11 protein-coding genes are annotated in these 14,307 nt (G+C 71.2%); 4 read left to right on the top strand and 7 right to left on the bottom strand.

The genetic code is table 11. The annotated features are described in order from the left end of the window. Nucleotides 1–615 precede the first annotated feature (615 nt). Genes RNB18_RS43975 through atzF form a run of 4 tightly spaced genes read left to right on the top strand, consistent with a single transcriptional unit; the run spans nucleotide 616 to nucleotide 7,287 of the window. Nucleotides 616–1,440: an urea amidolyase associated protein UAAP1 gene (locus RNB18_RS43975; protein WP_311719752.1), complete on the top strand. Its 825-nt coding sequence runs from the start codon at nucleotides 616–618 to the stop codon at nucleotides 1,438–1,440. Further along, nucleotides 1,437–2,075 (top strand): urea amidolyase associated protein UAAP2, encoded by a 639-nt coding sequence (locus tag RNB18_RS43970; protein WP_311719751.1) that lies wholly within the window; start codon nucleotides 1,437–1,439, stop codon nucleotides 2,073–2,075. The genes RNB18_RS43975 and RNB18_RS43970 overlap by 4 nt, the downstream gene beginning before the upstream one ends. Then, complete coding sequence (locus RNB18_RS43965) at nucleotides 2,072–5,608, top strand: 5-oxoprolinase/urea amidolyase family protein (protein WP_311719750.1); 3,537 nt, start codon at nucleotides 2,072–2,074, stop codon at nucleotides 5,606–5,608. The genes RNB18_RS43970 and RNB18_RS43965 overlap by 4 nt, the downstream gene beginning before the upstream one ends. 32 nt (nucleotides 5,609–5,640) lie before the next feature. After that, nucleotides 5,641–7,287 carry an allophanate hydrolase gene (gene atzF / locus RNB18_RS43960; RefSeq protein ID WP_311719748.1) on the top strand — a complete coding sequence of 549 codons (1,647 nt, stop codon included), beginning with the start codon at nucleotides 5,641–5,643 and terminating at the stop codon, nucleotides 7,285–7,287. A 93-nt stretch (nucleotides 7,288–7,380) separates the two neighbouring features. Here atzF and RNB18_RS43955 read toward each other — a convergent pair whose 3' ends face one another. From RNB18_RS43955 to RNB18_RS43925, 7 genes are all read right to left on the bottom strand, one after another. After that, nucleotides 7,381–10,242 carry a DEAD/DEAH box helicase gene (locus RNB18_RS43955; protein WP_311719747.1) on the bottom strand — a complete coding sequence of 954 codons (2,862 nt, stop codon included), beginning with the start codon at nucleotides 10,240–10,242 and terminating at the stop codon, nucleotides 7,381–7,383. A 58-nt stretch (nucleotides 10,243–10,300) separates the two neighbouring features. After that, nucleotides 10,301–11,191, bottom strand: coding sequence for a diacylglycerol kinase (locus tag RNB18_RS43950; RefSeq protein ID WP_311719746.1), 891 nt, complete (start codon nucleotides 11,189–11,191; stop codon nucleotides 10,301–10,303). Between the two features lie 31 nt (nucleotides 11,192–11,222). Next, complete coding sequence (gene tatC / locus RNB18_RS43945; protein ID WP_199873949.1) at nucleotides 11,223–12,173, bottom strand: twin-arginine translocase subunit TatC; 951 nt, start codon at nucleotides 12,171–12,173, stop codon at nucleotides 11,223–11,225. 48 nt (nucleotides 12,174–12,221) lie between these two features. Next, nucleotides 12,222–12,509, bottom strand: a complete 288-nt coding sequence (gene tatA, locus RNB18_RS43940; protein ID WP_057614315.1) for a Sec-independent protein translocase subunit TatA — start codon at nucleotides 12,507–12,509, stop codon at nucleotides 12,222–12,224. Between the two features lie 258 nt (nucleotides 12,510–12,767). After that, nucleotides 12,768–12,962, bottom strand: coding sequence for a hypothetical protein (locus RNB18_RS43935; RefSeq protein WP_053850561.1), 195 nt, complete (start codon nucleotides 12,960–12,962; stop codon nucleotides 12,768–12,770). Between the two features lie 10 nt (nucleotides 12,963–12,972). Further along, complete coding sequence (locus RNB18_RS43930) at nucleotides 12,973–13,263, bottom strand: hypothetical protein (protein ID WP_311719745.1); 291 nt, start codon at nucleotides 13,261–13,263, stop codon at nucleotides 12,973–12,975. Beyond that, nucleotides 13,260–14,297, bottom strand: coding sequence for a helix-turn-helix transcriptional regulator (locus RNB18_RS43925; RefSeq protein WP_311719744.1), 1,038 nt, complete (start codon nucleotides 14,295–14,297; stop codon nucleotides 13,260–13,262). Before RNB18_RS43925 ends, RNB18_RS43930 begins: the two co-directional genes overlap by 4 nt. Between the last annotated feature and the right edge of the window lie 10 nt (nucleotides 14,298–14,307).

The following is a 14,307-nucleotide window of genomic DNA, read 5'->3' as shown; positions in this document are numbered from 1 at the left end:
GATCCTCGCACACGGGGGCGCGGGAATCTGCGGGTGATCCACAGGCGCCGGCGGCCGCCGGCATCCCGGCACCCTCCAACCTCCCCAGGGACGCGAGGACCTCCGCGTGCCCCACGGGTCCGACCTGCCGCCAGTTCAGCGGCACGCCCCCAGGTGCCCAGGGATCTCCGCGCGACCCATGGGCACCGACCGGCGGTCCGCACTCCAGCACGCTCCCCCCAGGGGCCCGGGGATCTCCGAGCGATCCAATGGCGCCGACCAGCCAGCACCCCGGCACGCTCCCCGAGGGACGCGAGGACCTCCGCGTGACCCACGGGCCCGACCGGCCACCAGTTCACCGGCACGCCCCCCAGGGGCCCAGGGATCTCCGCGTGAACCCACAGGCGCCCTCCGGCCACCAACACCCCGGCACCCCCCAACCTCCCAGGGACGCGAGGCCACATCGACTTGCCTCTCCGCCACGCGGGCGCGACCAACCCCCCACCGCCCCACACCCGACGACGCACCTGTGAGCCCCCGGTAACCCCCTGGCAACGCCCGAGCAACCCCTCCGACCCGCACCGCACCTAATTTCTGTCGAGCGACAGAAATAACCCCGGAGCCGGAGGTCCCGCCATGGCCACGCAGACCACGTACGGAGCCCGAGACCACGCCCGCGCCCAGGACGGCACCCGTGCCGAGGCCATGCCCGTCGTCCCGGCCGGCGACTGGCCGGACCCGCCCTGCGAGGCGGGTCACCTGGTGTGGGCGGAGACCGTCGCGGGCGGCAACTACACCCACCGCGTCCTCGCCCGCGGCACCGAGCTGCGCCTCACCGACCCGCGCGGAGACGCCTGCGCCCACCTCCTCCTGTACGCGGAGGGCCGCCCCTGGGAGCGCCTGAACGTCGCCGACACGGTCAAGGTCCAGTGGAACGCCTACCTCGACGAGGGCCAACTGCTCCTGTCCGACCAGGGCCGCGTCCTCGCGAGCGTCGTCACCGACACCTCCGGCCGCCACGACGCCCTGTGCGGCACCTCCACCCTGGTGAGCAACACCGGGCGCTACGGCGACGGCACCCCCCAGAGCCCCTCCCCCGCCGGCCGTGAGCTCTTCAAGCTGGCAGCCGCGAAGAACGGCCTCGAACCCCGCGATCTCCCTCCGTCCCTCTCCTTCTTCCAGGGCGTCCGGATCCGCGAGGACGGCACCCTCGACTTCACCGGCTCGGCGGGCCCCGGCGGCAGCGTCACCCTGCGCGCCGAACAGGACGTGACGGTACTGATCGCGAACGTCCCGCACCCCGCCGACCCACGGCCCGACTACGTCAGCACCCCGCTGGAAGTCCTCGCCTGGCGCGCCGAACCCACCCGCGCCGGCGACCCCCTCTGGGACGCCACCCCCGAAGGCCGCCGTGCCTTCCTCAACACCACCGAATTCCTGGCCTCGAAGGGACGCGCATGAAGACCGTGGTTCCGGCCCGCGCCGCCTGGTCCCGCGTCATCCGCGAGGGCGAGACGCTCACCATCACCGACCTGCACGGCAACCAGGCCGTCGACTTCCTCGTCTACGACGCCCACGACACGGCGGTCCGCTACAGCGCCCCCGACACCATCCAGGCGCAGGGCGGCATCTTCCTCACCACCGGCAGTGTGCTGATGTCCAACGAGCACACCCCGCTGATGACGGTCACCGCCGACGACGTGGGCCGCCACGACACCGTCGGCGGCGCCTGCTCCAAGGAGTCGAACACCCTGCGCTACGGCCATCACACCTGGTCGCAGCACGCCTGCGTGGACAACTTCCTCGCCGAGGGCGCAAAGCACGGTCTCGGCAAGCGCGACCTCGTCTCCAACATCAACTGGTACATGAACGTGCCGGTCGAGAAGGACGGCACCCTCGGCATCGTCGACGGCATCTCCGCCCCCGGCCTCTCGCTCACCCTGCGCGCCGAGCGCGACGTCCTCGTCCTGGTCTCCAACTGCCCCCAGATCAACAACCCCTGCAACGGCTTCGACCCGACACCCGTGGAGATGACGATCGGGTCCGCCGAGACGACGACGGGGGCCGCGGAGACGACGATTGGGGCCGCACAATGACCTTCGACACCCTCCTCGTCGCCAACCGGGGCGAGATAGCGGTCCGGATCATCCGCACGGCCCGTGAGCTGGGCCTGCGGACGGTCGCGGTGTACTCCGACGCCGACCGAGCCGCACCTCACGTCCGGCTCGCCGACCAGGCCGTACGCCTCGGCCCCGCACCCGCGAAGGAGTCGTACCTCGACACCGACCTGGTGCTGAAGGCGGCCAAGGACTCGGGCGCGGGCGCGATCCATCCCGGTTACGGCTTCCTGTCCGAGGACGCCGCCTTCGCCCGCCGCTGCGAGGACGCGGGGATCGTGTTCGTGGGCCCCACGCCCGAGCAGTTGGAGCTCTTCGGCGCGAAGCACACGGCACGGGCGGCGGCGGAGGCGGCCGGGGTGCCCCTGGCGCCGGGCACCGGACTGCTGCCCTCTCTCGACGAGGCCCTCGAATCCGCGGCGGCCATCGGTTATCCCGTCATGCTCAAGGCCACCGGCGGTGGCGGCGGCATCGGCATGTCGGCCTGCCACTCCGCCGACGAACTGACCGACGCCTGGGACCGGGTGCAGCGCGTCGCCGCCGCCTCCTTCTCCTCCGCCGGCGTCTTCCTGGAACGGCTCGTGGAACACGCCCGCCATGTCGAGGTGCAGGTCTTCGGCGACGGCGAAGGCAGGGTCGTCACCTTCGGCGACCGCGACTGCTCCCTCCAGCGCCGCAACCAGAAAGTCCTGGAGGAGGCTCCGGCGCCGGGTCTCCCCTCACACGTCCGCGCACAACTCGCGGACAACGCTCGTGAGTTGTGCGCCGCGGTCGACTACCGCTCCGCGGGAACCGTCGAGTTCGTCTACGACGCCGCCCGCGAGGAGGCCTACTTCCTGGAGGTCAACACCCGCCTCCAGGTGGAGCATCCGGTCACCGAGGAGATCTACGGCGTCGACCTGGTCGCCTGGATGCTCCGCCTGGCCCGCGGCGAGCGGGACGTCGTACGTGAACCGGACCTGCCGCACGGCCACGCCGTCGAGGCACGCATCTACGCCGAGGACCCCTCGCGTGAACACCGGCCCAGCGCCGGGCTGCTGACGCGGGTCGAGTTCCCCACCGGGGTCCGTGTCGACGGCTGGGTGGAGACGGGCACCGAGGTGACGACGTCGTACGATCCGATGCTCGCGAAGATCATCGCGTACGGCCCCGACCGCGCCCACGCCCTTCGACGGCTGGACGAAGCCCTGGAGCGCACCCGCGTCGACGGCATCGAGACCAACCTGGGCCTGGTCCGGGCGGCGCTCGCGGACCCTCGTCTCGCCAGGGCGACCCACTCGACGGCAACGCTCTCCCAGGTTCAGGACCCGACCCCACGCATCGAGGTCATGGCCGCCGGCACCCTCACCACCGTGCAGGACTGGCCGGGCCGTACCGGCTACTGGCAGGTCGGGGTACCGCCGTGCGGCCCGATGGACGACCGTTCCTTCCGGCTCGGCAACACAGCGCTGGGCAACCCGGAAGGCGCCCCCGGCCTCGAATGCACCTTGCAGGGCCCGTCGTTGAGGTTCACCCACGCCACGACCGTCTGTGTGACCGGCGCCCCCGCCCCGGTCGCCGTCGACGGCACCCCGGTCGCCCAGTGGGAGCCGGTGACCGTGCCCGCGGGTGGTGTCCTGGAGGTCGGCACACCCACCGAACACGGTCTGCGGACGTACGTCCTCTTCGCGGGCGGCCTCGACATCCCGGCCTTTCTCGGCAGCGCGAGCACCTTCACGCTGGGCCGCTTCGGCGGCCACGGCGGCCGGGCCCTGCGGACCGGTGACGTACTGCACGGAGGCCGCGAGGCCGAAGGGACGCTGCTCCTAGGGGCCTCGGCCGAAGGAACACCGGTCGAGGACCGTCCCTCCTACATCTCCACCTGGCACATCGCCGCTGTGGAAGGCCCGCACGCGGCCCCGGAGTTCTTCACCGAGGACGACATCCGCGACTTCTACGCCGCCGAGTGGAAGGTCCACTTCAACTCGGCCCGCACCGGTGTCCGCCTGGTCGGCCCCAAGCCCCGCTGGGCCCGCAGCGACGGCGGCGAGGCCGGCCTGCACCCCTCCAACATCCACGACACCCCCTACTCGGTCGGCGCGGTCGACTACACCGGCGACATGCCGGTGCTGCTGGGCCCGGACGGGCCCTCCCTCGGCGGGTTCGTGTGCCCGGCGACCGTCATCAGCACCGAGCGCTGGAAGCTGGGCCAACTGCGCCCGGGCGACACCGTGCGCTTCATGCCGGTGGACGCCTCGGGCGAGCCCCGCCCGGCGATCGTGGACGGCGGTGTCCTCGCCCGCGCCGGTGACGTGACATACCGCCGCAGCGGCGACGACAACCTGCTGGTCGAATTCGGCCCCATGCAGCTGGACCTGGCGCTGCGCATGCGTGTCCACGCACTGATGGACGCGGTGGCCGAGCAGGGCCTCGACGGCATCACCGATCTCACCCCCGGCATCCGCTCCCTCCAGATCCAGACGGACCCCGGCCGCCTTCCCCAGCAGCAACTCCTCGCCGTCGTACGGGAGATCACCGCGTCGCTCCCCCCGTCCGACGAGCTGGTCGTCCGCTCCCGCACGGTCCATCTCCCCCTCTCCTGGGACGACCCCGCCACCCGCGAGGCGATCGCCCGCTACATGGCGGGCGTTCGGGACGACGCGCCCTGGTGCCCCTGGAACATCGAGTTCATCCGCCGGGTCAACGGCCTGGAGTCGGTGGACGACGTCTACCGCACCGTCTTCGACGCGGAGTACCTCGTCCTGGGCCTGGGCGACGTCTACCTGGGCGCTCCGGTGGCCACCCCGCTCGACCCGCGCCACCGCCTGGTGACCACGAAGTACAACCCGGCGCGCACCTGGACGGCCGAGAACTCGGTCGGGATCGGCGGAGCGTATCTCTGCATCTACGGCATGGAGGGCCCCGGCGGCTACCAGTTCGTGGGCCGTACGACCCAGGTGTGGTCGCCCTGGCAGCAGCGCGGCGCGTTCGAGCCGGGCTCGCCCTGGCTGCTGCGCTTCTTCGACCGCATCCGGTGGTATCCGGTGGACGCGGACGAACTCCTGGAGCTGCGGGCCGACATCACGTCCGGCCGTTTCGTTCCCCGCATTGAGGAGGGCACCTTCTCACTCGCCGCGTACCAGTCCTTCCTCGCCGAACACGCCGAGTCCATAGCGGAGTTCAGGACACATCAGCAGGCGGCCTTCTCCGCGGAGCGGGACGCGTGGGAGGCGGCGGGAGAGTTCGCGCGGGCAGCGGAGACATCCGCACCGGCCGTCCCCCCTGCCGAGGTGGCGATCCCCCCGGGCGGACGGCTCATCGAGGCCGAATTCGCCGCCTCGGTTTGGCAGTTGAACGTCGAGCCGGGCGACGAGGTGGCCGCCGGCCAGCCGCTCCTCGCCCTGGAGGCGATGAAGATGGAGTCCAGGGTGCACGCGCCGACCGACGGCGTGGTCGCGGAGATCCTGGCCAGGCCGGGCGACCAGGTGGAGGCGGGGACAGCACTGCTCGTCCTGGCCCCACCCGCTCAGTGAAACGCGGTCGCACAGTGAAAGAGGAGCGAGCCATGTCCACCACCGTCACCCGGGTCCGTGCCGCCTACGACCGCGTCGAGGCCGTGGACCGCCCCGAGATCTGGATCGATCTGCGCCCCCGGGAGGAGGTCGAGCGGGAGGCCCGGACGATCGACGAACGGCTCGCGAAGGGCGAGCAACTCCCCCTCGCGGGACGTCTGTTCGCAGCCAAGGGCAACATCGACGTGGCCGGCCTGCCCACGACGGCGGGCTGTCCGTCGTACGCCTACCATCCGGAGGACGACGCCCCGGTCGTCGCCGGTCTTCGCGCGGCGGGCGCGATCGTGCTCGGCACCACGAACCTGGACCAGTTCGCGACGGGCCTGGTCGGAACCCGTTCCCCGCACGGCGCGGTCCGCAACGCGTACGACCCCGCCAGGGTGAGCGGCGGCTCCAGCTCCGGCTCGGCCGTCGCGGTGGCCCTGGGCATCGTCGACTTCGCCCTCGGTACCGACACGGCGGGCTCGGGCCGGGTCCCGGCCGCCTTCAACGGCATCGTCGGCCTCAAACCCACCCGCGGTCTGGTCCCCACGGCCGGAGTCGTCCCGGCCTGCGCCTCGATCGACTGCGTGACGGTGTTCGCCCGAACCCTGCCCGAGGCAGAGCAGGCCTTGTCCCACATGGTGACCGGCACGGCCCCGGCCATGCCCGGACGCCGCCCCGGCCCGTGGCGGATCGCTGTGCCTGCGCGCGAGCAGCTCGGCGAACTGGACGAGGGCTGGGCTCAGGCGTACGAAGCAGCGGTGGAGCAGCTCGCGGCGGCGGGCGCGACCATCCGCGAGCTGGATCTGTCGCCCTTCAACGAGGCTGCGGCGATGCTCTACGAGGGCGCCTTCGTGGCCGAGCGCTACACAGCGGTAGGAGCCTTTGTCGACAAGGCGACAGCAGCGGACGACGACTCCCTGGACCCCACGGTCGCCAGCATCATCACCCGGGCCCGCGACCTCCCGGCCCACCAGCTCTACGCCGACATGGACCGCCTGGCCGTGCTCCGCACGCGCGCGCTGGCCGAACTGGCCGACGCGGACGCCCTCCTCCTGCCCACCGCCCCCGGCCACCCCACCCTCGCCGAGGTGGCCGCCGATCCTCTGGGTGCCAACGCCCGCCTGGGCCGCTTCACCAACTCCACGAACCTCTTCGACCTGGCCGCGGCCGCCGTCCCGGCGGGCGAGGTGAACGGCCTCCCGTTCGGCGTGATGCTGATCGGCCCGGCGTACACCGATGAGCGGTTGGCGAGGATCGCGAGCCTGCTCCAGCCGGAGACCCGGCTCGCAGTGGTCGGCGCGCACCTGACGGGCCAGCCGCTGAACCCCCAACTCCTCGCGCTGGGCGCCCGCCTGGACCGTACGACCACCACGGCACCGGTCTACCGCCTGCACGCCCTGCGGACGACCCCACCGAAGCCGGGCCTGGTCCACGTGGGCGAGGGCGGCGCAGAGATCGAGACGGAAGTCTGGAAGATGCCCGCGGCGGGCCTCGGCCGGCTCCTCTCCACGCTCCCCCGCCCCATGGCCCTGGGCAGCGTGCGACTGGCCGACGGCACTGATGTCCCCGGCTTCCTCTGCGAGCCGTCCGCCCTCAGGAACGCCGAGGACATCACGTCATACGGAGGCTGGCGCTCCTATGTGAACGCCGAGTAGCTCAACCTACCCAGGGGCGCGGGGCCGCATCGATATGCGGCTCCGCCGCGTGGGCGCGACCAGCCACAGCTAACCCGCACCCGCCCCAAAACATCACCCCACCGACGAGTAGGCCACAACCCCCCGCAGCAACAGATCAACAGCCTTCCGCGCGTTCTTCGCGACGGAGGAAGACCCACCCCCCGACACCGGAGCCGCAGCCGAGATCTGCCCCAGCACATCGATCACCTGCTTGCACCACCGCACGAAGTCCCCGGCAGGCATCTCCGCCTCCCGCAGCACCTCGTCGAGCCCCTTCCCGCTGGCCCACATGTACGCGGACCAGGCGAACCCGAGATCCGGCTCCCGCTGCCCGACCCCCTCGGTCTGGCTGATCCGGAAGTCCTCCTCGAGGGCGTCGAGACGCCCCCAGATCCGCACCATCTCACCGAGCGCCGCCTTGGCCTTGCCGGACGGCACCTTGGGCGCCATGGCGTCGTCGCCGACCCGGGACTCGTACACCAACGCCGAGACGCACGCGGCCAGTTCGGCAGGGGCGAGCCCCTCCCAGACCCCTTCCCGCAGGCACTCACTGGCCAGGAGATCGAGCTCGCCGTACAACCGGGCCAGCCGCTTGCCGTGCTCGGTGACCTCGTCGGCCCGCAGATAGTCCAGCTCGGTCAGCAGTGCCACGATCCGGTCGAAGGTGCGGGCGATCGTGTTCGTACGCCCCTCGATGCGCCGCTCCAGCTGCGAGGTGTCCCGCAGCAGCCGGTGATACCGCTCGGCCCAACGGGCATGGTCCTCACGGTCGTCGCACCCATGGCAGGGATGCGCCCGGATCGCCGTCCGCAGCCGCGCGATCTCACGGTCGTCGGCCGCCTGGGAGCGCTGCTTACGGGCCCGCTCCGGCGGAATGTGCCCCGCCTTGGTACGCAGCGCGGAGGCCAGGTCCCTACGGGACTGCGGCGAGCGCGGGTTGAAGGACTTCGGGATCCGCATCCGGTCCAACGGCTCGACCGGCACCGGGAAGTCCATCGACGCGAGCCGCTTGACCTGCCGCTCGGCGGTCAGCACCAGCGGCCGTGGACCGTCGTGGTGCTCGAAGCCCCGGTGGCCGTTGGACCGCCCGGCGGGCAGGCCCGGGTCCAGCACCAGAGCGAGACCGGCGTACTTGCCCGTGGGCACATGGATGACGTCGCCCGGCTTGAGCTTCTCCAGCGCCACGGCAGCCTCGACCCGCCGCTGTGCGACTCCCTGCCGGGCCAGCTCGGTCTCGCGGTCCTTGAGCTCGCGGCGCAGCCGCGCGTACTCCTCGAAGTCGCCGAGGTGGCAGGTCATGGAGGCCTTGTAGCCGTCGAGTCCCTCCTCGTTGCGCTGCACCTGACGGGAGATCCCGACGACCGACTTGTCGGCCTGGAACTGCGCGAACGACGTCTCGAGCAGCTCACGCGAGCGGTGCCGGCCGAACTGCTCGACCAGGTTGACCGCCATGTTGTACGACGGCTTGAAGCTGGAGCGCAGCGGGTACGTGCGCGTGCCGGCCAGTCCCGCCAGGTGCTCCGGGCTGCTCCCGCGCTGCCACAGCACCACCGCGTGACCCTCGACGTCGATGCCGCGCCGCCCTGCACGCCCCGTCAACTGGGTGTACTCGCCGGGAGTGATGTCGGCGTGCTGCTCGCCGTTCCACTTGACGAGCTTCTCCAGCACCACCGAACGCGCGGGCATGTTGATGCCCAGCGCGAGCGTCTCGGTCGCGAACACGGCCTTGACCAGGCCGCGCACGAACAGCTCCTCGACGACCTCCTTGAAGGTCGGCAGCATGCCCGCGTGGTGGGCCGCGATGCCGCGCTCCAGGCCCTCGAGCCACTCGTAGTACCCGAGGACATGGAGGTCCTCGGTCGGGATGGACGCCGTGCGCTCCTCGACGAGGGCGCGCACCTTCCCGCGTGCCTCGTCGTCGTTGAGCCGCAGCCCCGCGTACAGGCACTGCTGTACGGCCGCCTCGCACGCGGCGCGGCTGAAGATGAACGTGATCGCGGGCAGCAGGCCCTCGGCGTCCAGCCGCTCGATGACCTCGGGCCGGCTCGGCGTCCACACCTTCGACCGCTGCCGCCGCTCGCGCTCCCGGTCGGCCTCGCGCATCGCCCGGCCGCGTCTGCGGTCCTGGTACGACGGCCGCTGGGCCTCCATGCGGGCCAGCCGGGCGAGATCGGGGTTGACGGCCTTCTTGCTGCCCTCGCCCTCCTCGAACAGGTCGTACATCCGGCGCCCGGCGAGCACGTGCTGGAACAAGGGCACGGGCCGGTGCTCGGAGACGATCACCTGGGTGTCGCCGCGGACGGTGTCGAGCCAGTCGCCGAACTCCTCGGCGTTGGACACGGTCGCCGACAGCGACACCAGGGTCACCGACTCGGGGAGGTGGATGATCACCTCTTCCCATACGGCGCCCCGGAAGCGGTCGGAGAGGTAGTGCACCTCGTCCATGACCACGTATCCGAGGCCGAGGAGGGTCTGTGAGCCCGCGTACAGCATGTTCCGCAGCACCTCGGTGGTCATCACGACCACGGGGGCGTCGGAGTTGACGCTGTTGTCGCCGGTGAGCAGGCCGACCTTGTCGGCGCCGTAACGGCGGCTCAGGTCCGCGTACTTCTGGTTGGAGAGTGCCTTGATGGGTGTGGTGTAGAAGCACTTCTTGCCCTGCTGGAGGGCGAGGTGGACGGCGAACTCGCCGACGATCGTCTTTCCGGAGCCGGTGGGAGCGGCGACCAGCACGCCCTTGCCCGCTTCGAGAGCCTGACAGGCCTCGATCTGGAAGGGGTCGAGACCGAAGTCGTACATCTCGCGGAAGCCCGCGAGCGCGGTGGCCTGCTCGGCTGCCCGCAGGCGGGCTGCCGCGTACCGCTCGGCCGGTGAGAGGTCCTCTGTCATCGTGCTTTCGAGCGTACCCGGCGGCACTGACAACAGGACGATCATTATCCGGATCGGAGTCCGCGAAACCTGCTCTTCACGCAGTTCACGGGCCCACCGCAGTTCACGGGCCCACCACGGACACCGCCCCGTGGACACAGCGCGCGCTCAGCGGCAGCGGCCCGAGCGGCTCGCCGTCCGCATACCCCGTGACGTCCTCGGCGGCGATCTCGACCCGCGCGGCCCGCAGCACGGTCACCTTGGGGTGGTCGACATGGGTGCCCCGGTACACGCTCGGGAACACCCGCAGCAGGGTCGTACGGCTGCAGTCCCCGACCACGGTGATGTCGAAGAGCCCGTCGGTGAGGTCCGCGCCCGGGCAGATCCGCATGCCACCGCCGTACGACGATCCGTTGCCGACGGCCACCAGGGTCGCCTCGACCTCGCGGACCTGGCCGTCGTCGAGCGTGATCCGGTACGGGACGGGCCGGAAGGCGGCCAGTTCGGCGAGCATCGCGAGGTCGTACTTGAGGCGGCCCGTGGGCCATCTCATGCGGTTGCCGCGGTCGTTGACCCGGGAGTCGAAGCCGGAGGCGAGGACGGTGGCGAACCAGTGGTCACCGACCCGGCCCAGGTCGGTGTCGTGGACCCGTCCCTCCTTGAGGGCGTCGGCGATCAGCCGGCCCGCAGCGGCGGGATCGCGCACCGGCAGGCCCAGCGTGCGGGCGAAGTCGTTGCCGGTACCGACGGCGACCATTCCGAACGGGGTGCGGGTGCCGGCCACGGCCTGGAGGGCGAGGTTCGCCATTCCGTCACCCCCGACGGCGACGAGTGCCCCCGTGCCCTCGTCCACGGCGGCACGCGCGCGTGCGAGGGCGTCGGCGGCGTCCTCGCCGAGCACGGTCCGCACGGCGAATCCGGCCGCCCGCAAAGCCGAAGCGGCCGGCTGCGCCGCGTGGGCGCCCCGGCCGCGGCCCGCGGTGGGGTTGACGAAGAGGGTGATCTCGCTGGTCACGGAAGTGACCTTACGAGCCGCTTCCCCCTCGTCAGGTCACGTCGTCATAACCGTTGACCCGGTCCGCGCCCGACTGCTCGGGCAGCGCCCGGCTCGCGGAGACGGTCTCGACCTCGCCGATGTCCTCGGGGGTGAGATCCAGGTCGGAGGCCTCGTCGTCGTCGGGGCCCTCGGCCTCGCGACGGCGCCTGCGCCGGTCGTTCAGCAGGGAGAAGGCGGTCGCGGCGAAGTACAGCACCCAGATCGGCGCGGCGAGCGCCAGCATCGTCAGCGGGTCGGTGCTCGGTGTGGCGATGGCAGCGAACACGGTGATGGCCATGATCATGCCGCGCCACCAGCCGAGCATCCGCTTGCCGGTGATCAACCCGGTGAGGTTGAGGAAGACCAGCAGCAGGGGCAGCTCGAAGGAGAGGCCGAAGACCAGCACCATGCGCAGGACGAGGTCGAGCAGGTCGTCCAGCGGCAGCAGGTTGGAGGTGCCGCCCGGGGTGAAGCCGATCAGCACCTGGGCCGTGGTCGGCAGGACCGAGTAGGCGAAGTAGGCGCCGACGAGGAAGAGCGGGGCGCCCGTGCCGACGAACGCGTAGGCGTACTTCTTCTCGTGCCGGTGCAGGCCGGGTGCCACGAAGGCCCACAGCTGGTAGAGCCAGACCGGCGAGGCCGCGACGACGCCGGCCATCAGCGACACCTTCAGGGCCAGCGTGAAGGGCGCGAGCAGACCGTTGATCGTGATCTCGGCGCACGGCTTGGTCGACTGTGTCGACTTGGCCAGTTCCGCGAAGGACTTGTCACAGCCGACCGAGTCGAGGATCGGCTTGGTGATCAAGTTGATGATGTCGTTGTAGAAGAAAGCGGCCACCACCGTGACGATGACGATGGCCAGCATCGCCTTCGCGAGCCGGTTGCGGAGCTCACGAAGGTGATCCGCGAGAGGCATCCGCCCCTCGGGATCCCTCTCTTCTCTGCGGGCAGACTTCAGCAACCCACGTTCCCATCTCGTGCGGGCGGGCCGGAGGTCACCGGCCCCGCGTCAGCGCTTGGTCGTGTCCGTCGGCTCGGTGACCGGGCGCGAGCTCGTCACGTCGCCGGGCGCGGCCTGGATGGTGCGCTGAGCAGGGGTCTGCTCGTCGGTGTTGGGCGGACCGGCCGGAGTGGCCGTGCTGCTGCCCTCGTCCTTCATCGCCTTGGCCTCGCTCTTGAGGATGCGAGCGGACTTGCCGAGCGAGCGCGCCATGTCGGGAAGCTTCTTCGCGCCGAACAGCAGGATGATGACGACGAGGATGAGAATGATCTCGGGGGCGCCGAGCCTTCCGAACATAAGTCTTTACCTTCTCACCGAGGCGGCTTGTGGGGTGCTGTCCGACCGGTCGGACATGTGTCCGATCAGTCGTGCTGACAGCGATCGTAACGCTCAGGGGTGAACGCCTGGCAATCCCTGTGCGTACTCCCGGTTCGCGGCCGAGCCTCGTTATCCGGACCGCGACCAGCAGCGTACCTGCCGACCCGGCCAAGGTGACAGGGCGAAGTGGCCCAAAACGCATGCACCGCTCGACTCACACCCAACTCTCAGCCGTACTCACAGTGAGTCCACAGAACGGGCCGTGCTCACCGCCGCCCGCTCCAGGTCCTCCGCGGCCCGGCTGATACGCCGCGCGGAGTCCGTGACCTGGCGCCCCAGACGCTGCGCCTCCAGAAAGACCCGGACGGCGAGCACACCCAGGACGGCGAGACCCACGAAACCCACTGCTACCGCGAACATCGGCCAGAACATGGCACCGAGCCTAGAGGGTGGAGTGCAGCCGCAGTGTCCGGACCCCGCCGCCGGTCAGCAGTTCCACGATCCGCTCGCCGGCGGGCTTGCGGACGGCCGAGCCGCACTCGGGGCAGGTGAAGGAGTAGAACGTGGCGCGGCTGGTCGCGCCGATGGCGAGGCGCAGGGCGGCGGCGGCCAGCTCGAACCGCTCCCGGCAGTCCGGGCAGCTCGCCTTGAAGGTCACCGGAGCCGCGCTTCTCATCCCCGCGAAGGCGGCAGCCACCGTCATGCCCGCACCGGACGTCGCCGACTCGCTCAAAGCCCTTGCTCCTGCCTGTCGTACCGACCGTCGTGCACCCGCGTCCCCGGGGTGTCCTGCGCCTCGACCCCGTCATAGGCCGCCAGCGCCTCGCGGGCCGCCTCGCGGGCGCTGTCGGCGAGGTCGTGCGGCGAGACGATGCGGCCGTCGCGGCCGAGCCGGAGCGCCAGCCGACGCAGCGATGCCGGGTCGGGGGTGCGCAGGGTAATACGCAGCCCGCCGTCGGAAAGCTCATCCGCACTGTCGTGCGGGTAGTACTCGGCGACCCATCGGCCGCCCGGGCCCACCTCGACGACCACCTCGGGGTCCTCGGCCGCGGGCTGCACGAGCCCCTCGGACAGGTCCCTGAGCTCGACCTCGGGCGGCGCGGACGGCTCGTCCAGGATCTTGATCTCGGCTACCCGGTCGAGCCGGAAGGTGCGCCGCGCCTCGGAGCGGCGGCACCAGGCCTCGACATAGGTGTGGCCGACGCTGACCAGGCGGATCGGGTCGATCTCGCGCTCGGTGAGCTCGTCGCGGGCGGGCGAGTAGTAGCGGATCCACAGGCGCCGGCGCTCGGAGATGGCCCGGTCGACGTCCGCGAAGACCCCGCCCTCGGACTCGAAGGTCACCGACAGCCGCGCGCTGGCACCGGCCGTCTCACCGGCCGCGGTCTCCACCTTGGCGGTCGCCCGCAGCAGCGCCTGCCGGTCGCTCTCCCTGAGGCCGGGCAGCGTGGACACCGCGCGGGCGGCCACCAGCAGCGCAGTCGCCTCGTCGGCGGCGAGCCTGAGCGGCTCGGCCACGTCATCGGGGTTGTGCCACCAGATCCGCTCGCCGTCGGTGTCGATGTCGAGCAGGTCTCCGCCGCGGAAGCTGGTGCCGCACATGGGCAGCACATCGAGGTCGGAGACCAGCTCGTCCTCGGTGATCCCGAAGGCGCGGGCGACGTCCTCGACCCGGGCGCCGGGGCGCTCCCTGAGATAGGTCACCAGGGAGAGCATCCGCCGGGTCTGGTCGATGGCGTTCGCCGGCCTGACCGGTTTGCCTGCCATGATCTCTTCC

Origin of the sequence: Streptomyces doebereineriae, from assembly GCF_031845645.1 — a bacterium.
Lineage (GTDB): Bacteria > Actinomycetota > Actinomycetes > Streptomycetales > Streptomycetaceae > Streptomyces > Streptomyces canus.
The sequence above is the reverse complement of the archived record's forward strand: the minus strand, read 5'-3'. Positions and strand labels throughout refer to the sequence as shown.